Source organism: Eubacterium sp. AF34-35BH (genome assembly GCF_003477765.1).
Classification (GTDB): Bacteria; Bacillota; Clostridia; order Lachnospirales; family Lachnospiraceae; genus Eubacterium_G.
Genome location: NZ_QUDZ01000006.1, coordinates 152870 through 171793 on the forward strand (window position 1 = coordinate 152870; position 18924 = coordinate 171793).

Below are 18924 nucleotides of genomic sequence, written 5' to 3' on the forward strand. Positions count from 1 at the left end.
TAGGTGAAATAAGTGATAACATCCGCGTCAAATGAGCAGATTAAACAAATAATACAGTTGAAAGAAAAATCGAAAGTTAGAAAACAGAAGAATCAGTTTGTTGTTGAAGGAATCAAGATGTTTTCAGAAATTCCTGATGACCAGCTTGTAGCAACTTATGTGTCGGAGTCTTTTGCAGAAGAAAATAAATATGCCTTTAAGGGAGAAAACTTTGAAGTCGTAAGTGATAGTGTCTTTAAGAAAATATCAGATACAGTAACTCCACAGGGCATTATGGCAATTGTAGAGAAGAATGCTTACACATTAGATGATATTATTGAAAATGTAAACAATAATATTACTCAAAAAGGTCGTAGCTGTGTTGTAGTATTAGACAGATTACAGGATCCAGGAAATTTGGGTACAATTGTAAGAACAGGTGAAGGCGCAGGAATCTCTGGTATAATTATGAGCTCAGGGTGTGCTGATATTTATAATCCTAAAGTAATCCGTTCAACAATGGGGTCAATTTTCAGAGTGCCTTTTACTGTTGTTTCAGATTTGCCTGAAGCAATTGAAACTTTAAAAGAAAACAGTATTACAACTTATGCAGCTCACTTAAAAGGTGAAGAGTACAATAAAGGAGTTTTTGAAAAAAACGTTGCCCTTTTAATTGGCAATGAAGCTAAAGGCTTAAGCGATGAAGTGTCAGGGAAGGCTGATAGATTAATAAAGATTCCAATGGAAGGAAAAGTTGAGTCTTTAAACGCAGCCATTGCTACAGCAATTTTAATGTATCAATGTATAGATGTATAATTATTTTGTATAGATGGTAATTAGAGTTGGAAGTATATTTCTGAAAGCCAATATACTGCTACAAAAAGGTATGCTGTTAGGAATGCATATATTAAACATAATTAAAAAATACAGAATAGATAGTTGATAAGATAAGAAAATGGAAGGTTCATAAACAAACCTTCCATTTTCTTATGTGTTATATTTTCCCTAATTTTTCTATTGCTTTGTTTGCAACTATTTCTTCAAAATGTTCCATATAAAATAATTCTTTTGCGTATGTTGGAGTCTCTCTGTGTCCATTTTCTGTTAAGATGCTACATATCTTGTTAAGAATATGTTCATCCGTTGCCGGCATGCATAAAGACAAATAATATTTATTGTTAAAAGGTGATTTGTATAATGAACTGTCACCCTTATATGCAGAAGCTATCATGTTAGCCACAGAAATTACATCTCTTAAGTTGTCAAAAGAATAAATACTATATAGTAATGAATCATCATCGCCGTTTTCTTCTGAATATGGTTTTTGTGTCTCGCCATCACTTGAGTCGTCAATCTGTTCAATTTCGTTTAAATCGATTTCTAAGTCATCAAGGTGAGAAAGAAAACTATCTTTAAATTCTTTTGAGAAAAATTTTGAAAGATGTTCTTCTGTCTCTTCAGGATTTTCAACTTTGGTAATTACCAAAATAATGCTTTCCGGTGAAACAGGAATTGCTTCAACCATCAGTGGAATATCACCTACGTCGAAACCAAAATCGTCATTGGCTTGTTTCATCATATCCTGAAAAAGCTCTCTGGTCTTGCCCGAACCATATGCTAATTCGCTAATTTTTATATCGCGGTCAGCAAGATCTTCTTTTGTTAAAGTACAGCGAATCTGATTTTCATTTATTTTTTCAATCTTCATAAAAATCACCTCACATTTGATTACTTATATTCCTTCTAATAGTATATCCAATAAAATTAGAAGTGTAAAGTTTTTCAATTAGTAATATATAACAGTTACTTTGTATATAAAAAATTATAACAAATAACAGTATACAATATATATTCTAAAAGTGTATAAAATATGACAAATTTATAAAAATAATTATTAAAAAGCATAAAAAACAAAATAACAAAAAAATATGTTGAAATATTAAAACAATATGTTACAATCAAAATATCATATACATTAGGGGATTTTTCACGAAAAGCATAACTTGACTAAATAATTAATAAGGTTGAGTTTCCCTATGAAAGCTATAGCTGTGAGCAGATTGTCATGAATAGATTTAAGAGAATGTTAAGAAAGTTTTCAAGAATCTTTACAATTTGTCCACAGCTATTTTCTTCACATACATTAGCTGATGTGTTATGATAACAAACGTAGGATGACGAAGGAGGAAAAAATGAAAAGAAACATAAAAGTGATTTTGCTTACATCCCTTGTAACTTTGTCTATGTTTGTAGTAAGCGGATGTGATTTATTTATAAAAACTAATAAAGGAAGCGTTGACTTGAAATGGTACATGGGACTTACATATGAAGATGACAGCAAGAACGACGTTGCCTATAAGACATCTGTTGGTGACCAGGTAGCAGCAGTAGCTTTGGAAGATAAATACAGCGATGAATACGGAATCATCAAGGATACATCGGCTTATGTTAACATTGACACTGTTAAGTCAAATATTGATAAAAGATTTTATTGGGACAAGAAAGATAAGAAACTGTTTTTTACAAATGCAACAGAAGTATATTATGTAGATGAAAGTCAGCCCACAGTTATTCATGGCAATACAGATGAAACAGTGAATTACAAAGTATTTTTAAAAGAAAAGAAGAAATGTTATGTTAATCTACAGTTTATCCAGAAGTTCGTTGACTTAGACTCAAAGATAACAAAGAAGTCAGGCAAGGCACCGGCAATTATCAGTTTGAAATATACAAGCGGTGAGAAGACTACTTTTAAGACAGATAGCGAAACTGAAATGAGAACAAAAGGTGATTATCAGAACCTTATTGTTAAGACACTTTCAAAAGGCACAACTGTTACACTTCTTGGTTCAGGAAAAAACTGGGATAAAGTAAGAACAGATGACGGCTATATTGGTTATGTATTGGTTAAGGAATTAACTGATGAAAGTAAGAAAAAGGTATCTTACAAAAATGATGACAGTGAATATACACATATCGCTATGGATGGAAAAGTAAGTTTAGCCTGGAATCAGATATATAACCAGACAGCTAATAAGAATTTAGAATCACTTCTTTCTAAAACAAAAGACATAAATGTAGTTTCACCTACATGGTTTTCTCTTGTAGATAGAAACGGTAATTTATCAACATTGGCAGATTTGGATTATGTGGAAAAAGCTCATAAGAAAAATATACAGGTGTGGGCATTGTTTAATGATTTTACAGATAGAAATTTAACAAAAAAGGTGCTTACATCTACAAAACTTAGACAAAGACTTGTAACTAACATTATGTATTATGTAGACAGTTACGAACTTGATGGAGTCAACATTGATTTTGAATATATATCAAAAGATATAATCGATGATTATTTGCAGTTTTTAAGAGAACTTTCAGTAGAATGTAGAAAAAATAAGATTGTATTGTCAATTGATAATTATGCACCATCAGAGTGGAGTGGTTATTTTGACAGGGAACAGCAACTGAAATTAGCTGACTATCTTATTATAATGAATTATGATGAACATACTTCAGGCAGCAAAGAAGCAGGTTCAGTGTCATCTATGTCATACGCTGAGAATTCAATTAAAGAGACTATTAATCAGGCAAAGGATTCTTCAAGAATTGTCGGGGCAATACCATTTTACACAAGAGCTTGGAAGGAAACTCCTGAAGAGTACAGCGACGGAACAGGCGTTTTTGTAGAAGATGCGGCAAATGGTAATTACTATTTGGCAAGTGAAGCTCTTGGAATGGAAGCGGCAGAAAAAGCATATAATAGAGCAGGCGTTAAGCCGTCTTTTGATAAAACAACAGGTCAGAATTTTGTAACATATCAAAAGGGACATACGACAGTTTCAATTTGGCTTGAAGATGAAACATCAGTTAAATCAAGACTTGAATTGATGAAAAAATATAATTTAGCAGGAGCAGCTTATTGGTCATTGGGTCAGGAGAAAGCTGATATATGGAACATAATAGATCAGTATTTTGAATAACCTAAACGTAAGTAATCAAACTACACATGAGAATGTTGGGATAAGCTTTAAGGAGTGTTACAACTGTAGGGGATGCTACAACTGCAAGGAATATTACAACTGTAAGGAATGTTACAAATGGAAGAAAAATATATGAAACAGGCAATTAATCAGGCAAAAAAAGCCCTGGCAATTGGAGAAGTGCCTATAGGCTGTGTTATTGTTTATGATGGTAAGGTTATAGGACGTGGCTACAACAGAAGAATGACAGATAAGAATACATTAAGTCATGCCGAACTAAATGCCATAAAGAAGGCAAGTAAGAAACTGGATGATTGGCGACTGGATGATTGCGAAATGTATGTAACAACTGAACCATGCCAAATGTGTGCAGGTGCAATAGTTCAGGCTAGAATTAAAAAAGTCTATATTGGTTGCATGAATCCAAAGGCAGGTTGTGCAGGTTCCATTATGAATCTTCTTCAGGTAGATAAGTTTAACCACCAGGTTGAAATTGAGTCAGGAATAATGAAAGAAGAATGTAGTACATTGTTGAAAGATTTTTTTAAAAAATTAAGGAATCGCGGTTGACAAAAAAATGCCTGTAGGGTATGCTTAAATTCGATTGTAAAAAAATACGATATAACACTTCCGCGCAGCCGGGGAGATAGCGGCGCCCTGTACCTGCAATCCGCTACAGCAGGGGTGATGATTTGCCTAGGGGATATTTTGTAGGGCTGCCCTTTATAAGTGGTGTTGACGTTTGGGTCTTATGCAACAGAATCCTGTGAACCGTGTCAGGTCAGGAATGAAGCAGCACTAAGCAGATCGTTTTGTGTGACATGAGGAAGCCTAGGCCGAGCTAACTGTAAAGGTAACGCTTATGGGATATTCACAAAGCAAATCGCGCGGATTAATAATAAGAGAAGCTGAAACTTTTAATTTAGAAGTTTCAGCTTCTTTTTTATCCGAAATTGAATTTAGAAGTTTTAACTTTAATAAAGTGATAATTTGAGACAATGTGATTTATATAAAATATACATTTATATAAAATAGTTTAAAAATATTACAGAATATAATACAATATAAATAGTACACAAAAGAAAAAAAGGAGGACAAAATGAAGAAAAAATTTTTAAGCATGGTAATGATTTTGACTATGGTTATGTCAATGTTTTCGGGAGTTGATTTATGGAATGTTTCTGTAAAGGCAGCATCAGGATATGCTGTTGGAACATCTGTATATTTTGGTGCTTATTATCAGAATTTCATTACAAATGAAGATATCATTTATACATTAGATGATACGGATTTTAACAAAGACGGCACAGTTACCTACAAAGGTGTAAAATATGCCAGAGCAAAAGCTTATGGTAGATTTCACTATGCCAAGGCAAATGATTCAATAGAATGGCTTGTTTTAGGTGAAAGTGGTGGATATTACACACTTCTTTCAAAGAAAGTTTTGTTTATGAGTGATTACCAGGGATTTTGGTCAGAATCACAATTAAGAGACAAATTAAACGATGACTTTTATAATACAGCATTTACAAAAAACGAACAAAAAGATATGAAAGCAATTGTAAATGTTACAAAATACCATCCATATAACGATGCTTATATAGATAAAAAACCGGCGCAGTATATTGAAACACAGGACAAAGTATCTTTACTTGATAGTGATGAAGTTCAAAGTTTAGATTATGGTTTTGATGATACAGACAGTGACACAGATACAAGAATAGCATATACAACAAAATATGCAGGATATGATGAACCGGCAGTAAGATGGTGGCTTCGAGGTCCTGGTGGCTGGCATTATGGAAACATGGTTCAAAGTTTTGTTTCAGTTACTGGAAAAATAAAAACCCAGTATTTTACATATTCATATGGTGTAAGACCGGTTATTAAAGTAAAAGCAAATTCAGTACTTTTATCTGACCAGCCATTTGACAGAGATAAAGTAAAGAATGTTACAAATAAAAGTAACAGTATTACATTAAATGTAACCGGAACATACAAAGATGGTCAGACAAAGAAAGTATTAAAGGATACGGAAAAGTATTCAGATGGATATTTTACAAAATCAAGCTCAAAAATTCAGGGAGGCCTTGCAAAATTGTCAATGCTTGCGGCATCTTCAGTTTATAACAAAAAATATTCCAATAAGCTGATAAAAGCCTGCAAGTTTAATAAATACAAATATGTAAAAAAGACTCCAAAGAAAAATAACAATGATACCATATCATATGAAGTTGGTATTAGAAATGTAGATGGCACAAATATTGTGGCTGTTTGGGTAAAAGGTACCGGTGGTGATTATGAGTGGGTTAGCAATTGGAATCTTGGAAAAGGAAATACTCATACAGGTTTTTCCATTGCCGAAGAAAAGATGTATAAAGAAATAAAAAGTTATTTATCAAGCAACAAAGTAGGGCTGAATAAAAATTCTAAAACGAAGGTTTGGATTACAGGTCATAGCAGAGGAGCAGCGATAGCTAATTTATTTGCAAAACATATGAATAGCGTAGTAGGAAAAAATAACGTGTATGCATATACATTTGCAACACCAAGAGTATCTGTCTTGGCAAAGAAAAAAGGATATGAGAATATTTTTAATTATTTAAATCCGGGAGATTTTGTAACAGAAGTTGCACCAAAGAAATGGGGATACAAAAGATATGGTGTAGATATAACTTTGACAGAATCAAAAAAGAAATCAATGGAGAAGAAGTTTAAGAAACTGAGCAAAGCGAAATATAATGGATTCGGAGTACAGGGGAAAAACTCATTAGTAAAAGCTTTCTTAAAATATGCAGGCAATAAAAAATCTGGATACTATAAGAAAAAGCCAAATAAAACACCAGAATTTTTCTGTAAGTATGGATTAGGTTATGTCTTAGGTGGACAGTTAAAGTCCGGACTTAAAAATTGTATTGCTGCATGTAAGTCAAACAATGACGCAAAAAAAGTTATGTTAAAAATGGTAGTGGACGGCAAGGTGAATAACAAATTTGGATTTGCCCATACACAGCTGGGATATATTGCATGGCTTGATGTAATGTATTAATTTATAATTAAAATATTTTATAGAAAGAAAAGTTTTCCAACATCTTGTATGGAAAACTTTTTTAGTTTATAATGGTATCCAAAGGTGCAAATGGGTGTACTATGCCCAAAAATATTACAGCAAAGGAGAAAACATGTCTTACACAGCATTGTATAGAAAATTCAGACCAACATCTTTTGATGAAGTAAAGGGTCAGGATCATATTGTGCAAACTTTAAAAAATCAGATAAATGCAAACAGAATAGGACATGCTTACTTATTTTGTGGAACAAGAGGAACAGGTAAAACCAGTGTGGCAAAGATTTTTGCAAAAGCCGTAAACTGCGAACATCCTGTTGATGGTAGTCCCTGCAATGAATGTGATGTATGTAAGGGGATTAATTCAGGCAGTTCCATGAATGTAATAGAAATTGATGCTGCCTCAAATAATGGTGTAGATAACATAAGACAAATCAGAGATGAAATACAGTATACTCCGTCAAGTGGAAAATATACTGTATATATTATTGACGAAGTTCACATGCTGTCAATTGGAGCTTTTAATGCTTTGCTTAAAACATTGGAAGAACCACCATCATATGTATTGTTTATATTGGCAACAACGGAACCACATAAGATCCCAATTACAATTTTATCAAGATGTCAAAGATATGATTTTAAAAGAATTTCCATCGATACTATTGTAAACAGACTTGCGGAACTTATGGAAAAAGAAAATATTGAGGTTGAAGAAAAGGCACTTCAATATGTGGCAAAAGCTGCAGATGGTTCCATGCGTGATGCACTTAGTCTTTTGGACCAGTGCATAGCCTTTTATTTAGGACAGAAGTTAACATACGAGAATGTTCTAGATGTTTTAGGGGCTGTTGATAACGAGATTTTCAGCAGACTTACAAGACAAATCATTAACGGTGATGTTGTTTCATGTATTAATTTATTAGATGAAATAATTATGCAGGGACGTGAACTAGGACAGTTTGTTAATGATTTTATTTGGTATTTACGAAATTTGATGCTTATTAAAACATCTGATGAAGCAAGTGAAATTATAGATGCTTCCCAGGAGAGAATACAGTCTCTTAAAGAAGAAGCGGATATGGTGGATACAGATGTAATTATGAGATATATTAGAATTTTTTCTGAATTGGCAGGACAAATCAAATATTCATCACAGAAACGTGTGTTAATAGAAATTGCATTTATTAAATTAACTAAACCTGCCATGGAAAGAGACATAAGTTCATTAAATAACAGAATTGCTTTAATGGAGAAGAAAATAGAAAATGGTGATTTTGTTTCAAAGCAGGTGGTCTCCGGACCTACTGCTCAGGCACAGGAGAAGCCAAAGGAAAAGAAGGTATTTGATAAACCGGTTCCGGCTGACATACAGGCAGTTGTGGATAACTGGGGAAGAATCAAGAGACACATTTCTAATCCATATAAGATTTATTTAAATGATGCAAGATTTAGCGTCAAAGGTGAAGACACCTTGCTAATTGTATTTAACGCAGGTTCAATTGGTTATGAAGGTTGTAATAAACCTGAGGTAATAGAGATGCTTACTAATGTGATTAGTGAAGAAATACAAAAACAGGTAAGAATTGAAATGACTATATTAGAAAATAATCAGAGTTTTAGTGATTATTTTATGGAAGTAGTCTCAAAAATAAAAATGGAAGTTGAAGAGGAGGATTTCTAAATGGCAAGAAGAGGAGGATTTCCGGGAGGCATGCCTGGAAACATGAATAATATAATGAAGCAGGCACAGAAGATGCAAAAGCAGATGGAAGAAGCACAGGCTCAGCTTGAAGAGTCAAGCTACACTGCAACATCAGGTGGCGGTGCCGTTGAAGTTACAATATCAGGTAAGAAGGAAATTACAAGTATTAAATTTGATCCGGAAGTAGTTGATCCGGATGATATTGAAATGCTAGAAGATTTAACAATGGCAGCAGTTAATGAAGCTATTAGAAAAATCGAGGAAGTATCAGCACAGAAAATGTCTAAAATTACCGGTGGAATGGGTGGTCTATTCTAATGGATTACTACAGTGGTTACATTACAAAGTTAATAGAAGAGCTTTCAGCATTGCCGGGAGTTGGTCCCAAAACAGCAGGAAGGCTTGCATTCCACATATTAGACATGCCTAGCGAACAGGTACATGATTTAGCGTCTGCAATTGTAGAGGCAAAGAATAATGTAAAATATTGTAAAATCTGTTGTACCCTTACAGATCAGGAAGTATGTCCAATCTGTAGCAGTAATCAAAGAGACCACAAGACAATTATGGTGGTTGAAACAACAAAGGATATGGCAGCCTATGAAAAAATAGGAGAATACAAAGGTGTATACCATGTTTTACATGGAGCGATTAATCCAATGGCCGGCATTGGGCAAAATGATATTAAATTAAAAGAATTATTTCAACGACTAAAAGATGATGTTGATGAAGTAATTATAGCTACAAATTCCAGCGTAGAGGGTGAGGCTACGGCAATGTATATTAGCAAGGTGGTTAAACCTTTGGGAATTAAAGTTACAAGAATAGCCAGTGGCGTTCCCGTTGGAGGAGATTTAGAGTGCATTGACAATGTTACATTGCTAAGGGCATTAGAAGGACGTGTAACAGTTTAACAAGTCAAAATAAAGAGGTATTCAAATGGATAGAAATGAACAGATACAAAAAATGGATGAACTAAGGGATGCAATGAAACGCAGGGATTTTGACAGAGCAGTTGACATTGCAGATTCTTTAGATTTAAAGAGAATAAAAGACAATAATATTTTAAGTTTAGTTGCAGATGCCTATGAGGTGACTCATAATTTTGAAGAGGCAAAAGAAGCTTTAACAATTGCTTATGAAAATACAAATGCAGGTAGACTTATTGCATACAAGCTATGTTTAATTTCTGTTAAAACAAAAGACTTTGCTGCAGCAAGAAGCTATTATGAAGACTTTATTGAAATGGCACCAAGAGATACTGCAAGATATATTCTAAGATATAGAATGGCAAAGGCTCAGGGAAAACCTATTGAAGAGTTAATTAATATTTTGGAAGAATATGTAAATCTTGACATGGAAGAAAAATGGGCTTACGAGTTGGCAAAACTTTATTACAAAGCCGGCAAAAAGGACAAATGCCTTGATATATGCGATGAGATTAATTTATGGTTCTCCGAAGGAAAATATGTAAAGAAAGCCTCTGACTTAAAAGAAAAAATCAATAATCCAAAGGCTGCAAAGATAAAAAAAGAAAAAAAGGCTAAAACACTGGCGGAAAACAGTGCGGATGAAATTATAGAAATTACTGATATTTCAGAAGATGGAGTGAAGGCTAAAATTGTTGAGGCTCCCAAAATGACTGAAGAACCAACTATTGCTGAAATAGTAAGTAATGAAAATGGTCAGACAAAAGAAGAAGTGAAGCCTGAACCTGAAAAAACTTCAGAGACTGTGGATGAAATCCAGTTCTTAGATGAAGACGGAAATGTTGAAGAAAAGAAAATTATTTCTAAAGCAGAAGAAAAATCACATAAGAAACAGAAAAGAACTTTTAGACCTTTTGAAATTAATCCTGACATGATACAGAAAGACACAGCTTCTGTGAACAAACCGGAAAAAGAAGAGGAGAGTGTTCCAGAAGAAGTTGAACCAAAGCAGGCTGAAAATGAAGAGAAGAATATAGAAGAATTTATTAATTTGAATTCAAGTGAAGATGATGATATGGAAGAAATTATTCTTTCTAATGAACCTGAAACAGTCGATTCAGTAACATCACAGAATGACAAGGTACCTGAAATTGTTGACGAAGCTCAGCAGGAAACAAAAACTAATGATGATCAGGTTGAAGTTACAAATAGTGACAATACTGAAACAGTTAAGGGAACAATTGAAAATGGCGAATTTGAACCGGATTTACATGACGGTGACATTACAGTTGGTCAGTTGCTAAACGATGAAGAACAGCCTAGGTCACAGGCAGATGAGAAAGTCTCAGAACAGGTTGAACCGGAAGAATCAAGAACTGAAAAATTAACAGGCATTAATGATGTAAGTGATATTTTAAGACAGCTTCAGGAAAGAGGAATTCTTAAACCTGAAACTGTAAAAGAAGCAGTTGACATTATTAATGAGGCAGCAGAAGTTAGTGATAGCAATTCTAAAGCAAAGCAAGAAGACAGCATACTTCCAATTGATGAAAGTGTTATTGAAGAGTCTGATGATGAACTGGTTTCTAAAGAAGAATTAAATGAAACAGAAGAAAAAGTTGATGGCACTGAAATTGATGATGCAATTAAGGTAGAAGAAAGTGTTCATGATAACATAGAAATTGATGAAAGCGATATTGTTTTAGAAGAAGATTTAGAAGAAAACAAAAACGCTCAGTCAACTGAGAATATCGTTCCTGATGATTTGGGGAGCACACGTATATTTGGAAAAATTCAGATTCCTTCAAGAGAAGAAGAACAACCAAATGTAAGCAGAGTTGTAAAACCACAGGTAGAGGAACAAATTGAAGAAGGACTACATGAGGAAACAGGTGAAGTTCCGGCACTTGATTTAGGCTACAAAACGCCAACAAGAGATGAAAGCAATGACTTAGGACAGAAGAAGATATACAAAAATATTGCTGCTAACTCTGATATGGGATATAAGACTGATAAACTACCAACCCGCGATGAATTGCAAAAAGCAATAAAAGAAGCAGAGGAAGTTGTATCAAATAATCAGGAAGACTCAGATGTAAGAGTTAAAGAAAACCCAACATCTAAAGTTGAAATATTAGCAGGTGCTGGTATTGTTCCGGAAGGTGAATTTGAAGTTGAGTCTAAAGAGCAAAAGCAGGCTCAAGGCAAACAAAAGTCTGATACACCGGTAGGCGAAGATAGGATTATAGATACTCCTAAAACACAGGTGGTTGAAAAGAAAACATCAGTTGGGGCAGAAGCAAATGCAGAGTCTGTTGAATCGGAAGAGAAAGCAACTACTGCTGAGGCAGAAGAAAAAGCAGATAACAAGAGCATTAACACTGAAACGAGAACAGAAGAAAAAGCTGACAATATAGAAGCAAAGATAGAAGAGACCGTTGAAGTAGAAAAAGAGGCGGATGAAGCTGCAGAAACAGAAGCGAAAGTAGAAGATGAAGCTACTGAAACGGAAGCAAATGTGGAAGAACCAGCTACAGCTACTGAAGCAAAAACGGAAGAAAAAGTAGCTGCTACAGCAGAGGCAGAACCAAAAGAAGCAACAGAAAATAAAAAGACAGAAAAGAAAGAAAATCAGACAATGGATAATAATATTGTTCGCGAGAATGTTTTATCAGAAGCTGAACTTACAGAATTTAAAAACTACTTGAATGTTGAAGGATTTGAGATTAACATAAGAGAAGTTTTACAGGAATTGATTGTTAATTATTCTCCAAATGGTAAGTCAGACCATGGAAATGTAATTATAATGGGGAATGAAAAAACAGGAAAGACAACATTAGCCATTGAATTAATTAAACTTGTAAACAGAAAACGTGGTAGAAGAAACAGAAAACTTGCAAAAGTTGATGCACGAGTGCTTAATAGAAAAGGCTTTAAATATGTATTAGGCAAGTTAGTAGGCAGTGACTTAATTATCGAAAATGCACACCAACTTGGAAAAATGACTGTTATTAGCCTGTTAGATGGATGTGGAATGTTTACAGATGACATGCTTGTTATTCTTGAAGGAAATGAAGATGGCATGGAAGAGTTACTTAAGGAGAATCCAAAACTTGAAACTATATTTAATCACATTGTTAGAATCAAGGAATACAACATTGAGGAATGGGTAGAATATGGAAAGCGTTATGCATTGAACAAAGGATACGAAATGGATGAACTTGCCAACTTGGCATTTTATAAGGCAATAGATGATTATTTTGGAGCAAATAAGGGAATTTCACAGGACAATGTTGAAGAAATAATCGACAATGCCATTGCGCATACCAAGAAGTTGGGAAGAAAGTTCAAAGGTATATTTGGTTCAAAGTCAAAAAATGACGGACTTAATTTATTACAGGAATCAGATTTTGAAATTTAGTATAATTCAGACATATAAAATTTTCATATTTAAGAAAGGAAGTAACAATGGAAAATTTACAGCTTGCAAAAATTGCAAATGAAGTGAGAAAGAATGTTGTGACAGCATTACACAGTGCAAAGTCAGGACATCCGGGTGGATCATTATCAGCAGCAGACATGCTTACATTTCTTTATTTTGAAGAAATGAATGGTCTTGATCCCAAAAATCCAAACAAACCGGATAGAGACAGATTTGTTTTATCAAAAGGACATGCAGCACCGGGATTATATGGTGTATTAGCAGAAAAAGGATTTATTCCAAAGGAAGATTTAACAACTTTAAGAAAGATTGACTCATATTTGCAGGGACATCCTGATATGAAGCACACACCTGGAGTTGATATGTCAGCAGGTTCTCTTGGACAGGGAATTTCAGCAGCAGTAGGTATGGCACTTGCCGGAAAGATGGATAACAGTGACTATCGTGTTTATGCAATGCTAGGTGATGGAGAAATCGAAGAAGGACAGGTTTGGGAAGCAGCAATGTTTGCAGGTCACAGAAAATTAGATAACATGGTATTTATTGTGGATAACAATAATTTGCAGATTGATGGAACAGTTGAGGATGTATGCTCACCTTATCCCATTGATGAAAAATTTAAGGCATTCAATTTTCATGTAGTTACAATTAACGGACATGACTTTGACCAAATCAGAAGTGCTTTAAATGAAGCAAAAGAAACAAAGGGTATGCCAACAGCAATCGTTATGAATACTGTAAAAGGAAAAGGTGTATCTTTTATGGAAAATAAAGTAAATTGGCATGGTGCAGCTCCTAATGATGAGCAGTACAAAGTGGCAATGGAAGATTTAGAGAAAGTAGGTGAAGCATTATGTCAGAAGTAAAGAAAATCGCAACAAGAGAAAGCTATGGTAATGCTTTAGTAGAGCTTGCCAAAGAGCATGATGATATTGTAGTTCTTGATGCTGACTTAGCGGAAGCTACAAAAACAGGTATTTTCAAAAAAGCTTATCCTGAAAGACACATTGACTGTGGTATTGCAGAAGCAAATATGATGGGTATTGCAGCAGGTTTATCAACTTGCGGAAAAGTACCATTTGCAAGTACATTTGCAATGTTTGCAGCAGGAAGAGCATATGAGCAGGTAAGAAACTCAATTGGTTATACACACTTAAATGTGAAAATTGGAGCTACACATGCAGGTATTTCTGTAGGAGAAGATGGAGCTACACATCAGTGCAACGAAGATATTGCACTTATGAGAACAATTCCAGGCATGACAGTAATTTGTCCATGTGATGATATTGAAACAAAGGCGGCTGTAAAAGCGGCTTACGAAATGGATGGTCCTGTATATTTAAGACTTGGAAGATTAGCAGCACCTGTTATTAACAAGGAAGACTACAAGTTTGAAATTGGAAAAGGTGTAAAAATGAGAGAAGGTAGCGATGTAACTATTGTTGCCACAGGTCTTATGGTTGGCTATGCATTAGAGGCAGCAGAAAAACTTGCAGCAGATGGAATCAATGCAGAAGTAATCAACATTCATACAATCAAACCTTTAGATGAAGATATTATTGTTGAATCAGCTAAGAAAACAGGAAAAGTAGTTACGGTTGAAGAACATTCTGTAATTGGTGGACTTGGAAGCGCTGTATGTGATGCATTAAGCAGTAAATTGCCTACAAAAGTAACAAAATTAGGTGTACAGGATGTTTTCGGACATTCAGGTCCTGCAGTAGAATTACTTAAAGAATTTAAGCTAGACGGAGAAGGAATTTACCAGCAGGTAAAGGAAACTTTAGCATAATTTCAAATAGAGCATAGTTATAAAAAGATTCTTATGACGAAATAGGAAATATAATTCCCAAACTTAAAGTTAGAAAGAACTAAATTAATAAAATGAAACAAATGGTTAAATATTTAAAACAATGTCTTAATAATTTTAGTTAAGACAGGTTTACTGTTGCAAAACAAAAAACAGATGTTATAATAGCCATTGTTAAACGAAATGCAAGGGAGCAGACGTAAAGGTCTAGCTCCCTTTTTCTTTTGTTTTTAGGAGAATAAAAGAATTTCGTAAGAAGGAAAACATACCCCTTTAAAATGTTTCCCCACAAGAGAAATCTTGTGATGAACATTTGAAAAAAGTCAATTCAAATGTTTAAGAGAAAAAATATGACTGAAAGAATGGAGGAAAAAATTATGGACGCAAAAGAAATTATTCAGGCAGCTACAGACAGTAGTTTTGCAATCTGGTTCTTAATTGGTGCTGGTTTAGTATTCTTTATGCAGGCAGGATTTGCAATGGTTGAAACAGGATTTACCAGAGCAAAGAACGCTGGTAACATCATTATGAAGAACCTTATGGACTTTTGTATTGGTACTATTATGTACATTGTATTAGGATTTGGACTTATGATGTCAGAGGATTATGTAATGGGTGTTATTGGTATTCCAAATCTTGATATTTTCACAAACTACAGTAACTTCAACTGGTCACAGTTTGTATTCCAGTTAGTGTTCTGTGCAACAGCAGCAACAATTGTTTCAGGAGCTATGGCTGAAAGAACAAAGTTCAGTGCTTACTGTATTTATTCAGGAGCAATCAGTTTAATAGTATATCCTATTGAAGCAGGTTGGGTTTGGAACCTTGGTGGACATGGTTGGTTACAGCAGTTAAATTTCGTAGATTTTGCCGGTTCAGCAGTAATTCACTCAGTTGGTGGTATGGCAGCTTTAGTTGGTGCAATTATTGTAGGTCCTCGTATTGGTAAATATACAAAGAGATCAAATGGAAAAATCAGATCAAATGCTATTGCCGGTCATTCAATTACACTTGGTGCTTTAGGATGTTTCATTCTTTGGTTTGGCTGGTACGGATTCAACGGTGCAGCAGCAACAAATGTTGACAGTTTAGCTTCAATCTTTATGAATACAACAATTGCTCCTGCAACAGCAACAGTAGTATGTATGATTTTCACATGGATTAAAGATGGTAAGCCTGATGTAGGCATGTGCTTAAATGCTTCACTGGCAGGTTTAGTAGCAATTACAGCAGGTTGTGCTTCAGTAGATACAATTGGCGCATTAATCATCGGTGCTGTAGCAGGTATTTTAGTAGATGTAGTTGTAGAAGTTTTAGACAAGAAATTCCACATTGATGATCCTGTTGGTGCAGTTGGTGTTCACTGGGCAAATGGTGTTTGGGGAACAATCGCAGTTGGTTTATTTGCAACAGGAAAAGGTGATACAGTACAGGCATTTGCAGATGGTTCAGCATACGCAGGTTTATTCTACGGTGGTGGAGCAAAATTATTAGGAATTCAGATTTTAGGTATTGTGGCAATTGATGTATATGCAGCGATTATGATGACAATCGTATTCCAGTTAATTAAACATACAATTGGACTTAGAACAACAGCAGAAGAAGAAATTATTGGTATGGATATTTCAGAACATGGTCTTGCATCAGCATACGCAGACTTCCTTCCAGCAGCACCATCATATGCAGGTGAAAGTGAAGGGGCAGTTGATTTATCAGATGTTAAACCTACACCACTTACATTAGGTGATAAGTCAGAAGGCAGATATACTAAGATTTCTATTATATGTCCTGAAGAACGATTTGGAGTTCTTAGAGATACAATGAATGCCATTGGAGTAATGGGTATGACAGTATCTCAGGTAATGGGTTGTGGAGCTGAAAAAGGTAAGACAGGTAGATATAGAGGTGTGTCAACAACAATGAACCTTTATAAGAAAGTTCAGGTTGATATAGTTGTATCAACGGTTGATCCAGGACTTGTAGTTGCAGCAGCAAGAAAAGCTCTTAATACAGAACACTATGGCGATGGTAAGATTTTCGTTACAAGTGTCGAAGATGTAATGAGAGTTCGTACAGGTGATACAGGATACGATGCATTGAAATATGATGAAAAATAATTAACAGTAATTAACAATTATTTATTAAAAAGATATTTTAGAACTCTGTTCTTAAATATATATTTTACTTAATCTCATTAAAGGGCCGGTACTTAAGTACCGGCTCATTTTTTTTTGAACAATGAGAAATTTGGAAAGAATTTCTCATTGTCCAAAAAACGTTCCACTAGGGATGCACACTAGTGCGAAAAGAAAATAGTTGCGGACGGACACCCATTGGGTGTGAAAGAATGTCATAAGTAACAGGCTTTCAAAAATAGAAAATTCTTTCAGAAGATTCATTGCATAAAAAAATAAAACTATGGTAAATAGATAAAAAACGCATAAAAACGTTACAGTATATGTGCAAAATGCACAAAAAGATAAGCTTTTATTGTATAAAAGGTCGAAATGTGTTCTATTTGTGAAAATATTATTGAAAACGTTTCCGAAAAGTGCTACTATCAGTTCATAGGAAACGTTTCCAAAGAAAGTGAGTACCACACTGGAAATGGAAATATCGGATAACCTAAGTTATTTTTTTAAGAAAAGGAGACAAAGATATGCGTAAGAAATTATTAAGTGTAGCGTTGTGTGCAACAATGGTAGCAGGATTATTAGCAGGATGTGGAAGCAGTTCTAAGAGCGATAAATCAAGCTCAGAAAAAGGATCAGTTTACTGGTTAAACTTTAAACCAGAAGCTGATGAGGCTTTACAGAAAGTAGCAAAGACATACCAGAAGGAAAAAGGAGTTAAGGTAAAGGTTGTTACAGCAGCTTCAGGAAACTATAACTCAACATTAACTTCTGAAATGGGAAAATCAGCAGCACCTACATTATTTGTAGTTGGTAACCAGGCAGCAGTTAAGACTTGGGATGATTATTGCTTAGATCTTAAGGACACAGATATTTACAAGGAATTAAGTACAGATTCATTTAACTTGAAAGATGACAAAGGCAAAGTTGCATCAATCGGTTATTGCTATGAAAGTTATGGATTAATTGTAAATAAGAAATTACTTAAGAAGGCAGGATATGAAGTTTCAGACATTAAGAACTTTGAATCATTAAAGTCAGTTGCTGAAGATATTCATAAGAGAGCTGACAAACTTGGATTTGATGCATTTACATCATCAGGAATGGATGATGCATCATCATGGAGATTTACAGGACACTTAGCAAACATGCCATTATTCTATGAAGGAAGAGATGATGGATGGAAAGAAGCTCCTGCAACAATTAAAGGAAAATATTTAGATAACTTCAAAAAAACATGGGATTTATACATTAACAACAGCAAATACGATAAGAACACTTTAGCAACAGGTGGTTATGATGCAGAAGCAGAATTCAAGAATGGTGAAGCAGTATTCTTCCAGAATGGTACATGGGAATATGATGCTTTAAAAAAATCAATTTCAGATGATGATATGCAGATGATTCCAATTTACTGTGGAGTTGATGGTGAAGAAAAAGCAGGCCTTTGCTCAGGAACAGAGAACTGCTGGGCAGTTAATGCAAAAGCTTCAGAAGCTGATCAGAAGGCAACACTTGATTTTATGAAATGGTTAGTAACTTCCGATGAAGGTACAAAAGTTATGGCTGAACAGTTTGGCGCTATTCCATATAAGAAAGCAGCAGACAGTGGAAATGTATTCTTAAAGAATGCAAACGACTTATTTGATGCAGGAAATTACAATGTTGACTGGGCATTTAACTACACACCAAATGTAGATGAATGGAGAGCAAGCCTTGTAGCAGCAATGAACAAATATGATGCAGGCGGTTCATGGGATGATGTTAAGACAGCATTTGTAGAAGGATGGGCTACACAATATAAGGCAGCTAACAAATAAATTATCCAATAAATAAATTATAATTATTGATTGGACAATAATTATTAACTAAATAATAGTTAT

General features: G+C 34.5%; 13 protein-coding genes and 1 other RNA gene. 13 read left to right on the forward strand and 1 reads right to left on the reverse strand.

Features of this window, described 5'->3' with window-relative positions; translation table 11 throughout:
* Nucleotides 1-12: 12 nt before the first annotated feature.
* Entirely contained in the window at nucleotides 13-795 is a 783-nt protein-coding gene (locus DWZ69_RS08475; RefSeq protein ID WP_117999768.1) for an RNA methyltransferase, read from the forward strand.
* 178 nt (nucleotides 796-973) lie between these two features.
* Here the strand turns inward: DWZ69_RS08475 and DWZ69_RS08480 are convergent, their stop codons facing one another.
* Nucleotides 974-1687, reverse strand: a complete 714-nt coding sequence (locus DWZ69_RS08480; RefSeq protein WP_022164689.1) for an adaptor protein MecA — start codon at nucleotides 1685-1687, stop codon at nucleotides 974-976.
* Between the two features lie 484 nt (nucleotides 1688-2171).
* Between DWZ69_RS08480 and DWZ69_RS08485 the strand changes: the two genes are divergently transcribed.
* The 12 genes from DWZ69_RS08485 (at nucleotide 2172) to DWZ69_RS08540 (ending at nucleotide 18861) form a co-directional block, all read left to right on the forward strand.
* Nucleotides 2172-3959, forward strand: coding sequence for a glycosyl hydrolase family 18 protein (locus tag DWZ69_RS08485; RefSeq protein ID WP_158573373.1), 1788 nt, complete (start codon nucleotides 2172-2174; stop codon nucleotides 3957-3959).
* Nucleotides 3960-4067: 108 nt separating this feature from the next.
* Entirely contained in the window at nucleotides 4068-4529 is a 462-nt protein-coding gene (tadA, locus tag DWZ69_RS08490) for a tRNA adenosine(34) deaminase TadA (protein WP_117999771.1), read from the forward strand.
* A 60-nt stretch (nucleotides 4530-4589) separates the two neighbouring features.
* Nucleotides 4590-4850, forward strand: an RNA gene (gene ffs, locus DWZ69_RS08495) — signal recognition particle sRNA large type.
* Between the two features lie 208 nt (nucleotides 4851-5058).
* A complete protein-coding gene (locus DWZ69_RS08500; RefSeq protein ID WP_118436734.1) occupies nucleotides 5059-7008 on the forward strand; it encodes a DUF6273 domain-containing protein in 1950 nt (649 codons plus the stop codon).
* A gap of 133 nt (nucleotides 7009-7141) precedes the next feature.
* Nucleotides 7142-8707 (forward strand): DNA polymerase III subunit gamma/tau, encoded by a 1566-nt coding sequence (gene dnaX, locus DWZ69_RS08505; protein WP_118436736.1) that lies wholly within the window; start codon nucleotides 7142-7144, stop codon nucleotides 8705-8707.
* Nucleotides 8708-9046 carry a YbaB/EbfC family nucleoid-associated protein gene (locus DWZ69_RS08510; RefSeq protein WP_117999774.1) on the forward strand — a complete coding sequence of 113 codons (339 nt, stop codon included), beginning with the start codon at nucleotides 8708-8710 and terminating at the stop codon, nucleotides 9044-9046.
* Nucleotides 9046-9642, forward strand: a complete 597-nt coding sequence (gene recR, locus DWZ69_RS08515; protein WP_022164848.1) for a recombination mediator RecR — start codon at nucleotides 9046-9048, stop codon at nucleotides 9640-9642. The genes DWZ69_RS08510 and recR overlap by 1 nt, the downstream gene beginning before the upstream one ends.
* Nucleotides 9643-9667: 25 nt before the next feature.
* Nucleotides 9668-13078 carry a hypothetical protein gene (locus DWZ69_RS08520; RefSeq protein WP_118436737.1) on the forward strand — a complete coding sequence of 1137 codons (3411 nt, stop codon included), beginning with the start codon at nucleotides 9668-9670 and terminating at the stop codon, nucleotides 13076-13078.
* 47 nt (nucleotides 13079-13125) lie between these two features.
* Nucleotides 13126-13965, forward strand: a complete 840-nt coding sequence (locus DWZ69_RS08525; protein ID WP_117999776.1) for a transketolase — start codon at nucleotides 13126-13128, stop codon at nucleotides 13963-13965.
* Nucleotides 13953-14891 carry a transketolase family protein gene (locus tag DWZ69_RS08530; RefSeq protein WP_117999777.1) on the forward strand — a complete coding sequence of 313 codons (939 nt, stop codon included), beginning with the start codon at nucleotides 13953-13955 and terminating at the stop codon, nucleotides 14889-14891. The genes DWZ69_RS08525 and DWZ69_RS08530 overlap by 13 nt, the downstream gene beginning before the upstream one ends.
* Before the next feature lie 395 nt (nucleotides 14892-15286).
* Nucleotides 15287-17026, forward strand: a complete 1740-nt coding sequence (locus tag DWZ69_RS08535; RefSeq protein WP_199640868.1) for an ammonium transporter — start codon at nucleotides 15287-15289, stop codon at nucleotides 17024-17026.
* Between the two features lie 542 nt (nucleotides 17027-17568).
* Nucleotides 17569-18861 carry an ABC transporter substrate-binding protein gene (locus tag DWZ69_RS08540; protein WP_117999778.1) on the forward strand — a complete coding sequence of 431 codons (1293 nt, stop codon included), beginning with the start codon at nucleotides 17569-17571 and terminating at the stop codon, nucleotides 18859-18861.
* Nucleotides 18862-18924 lie beyond the last annotated feature (63 nt).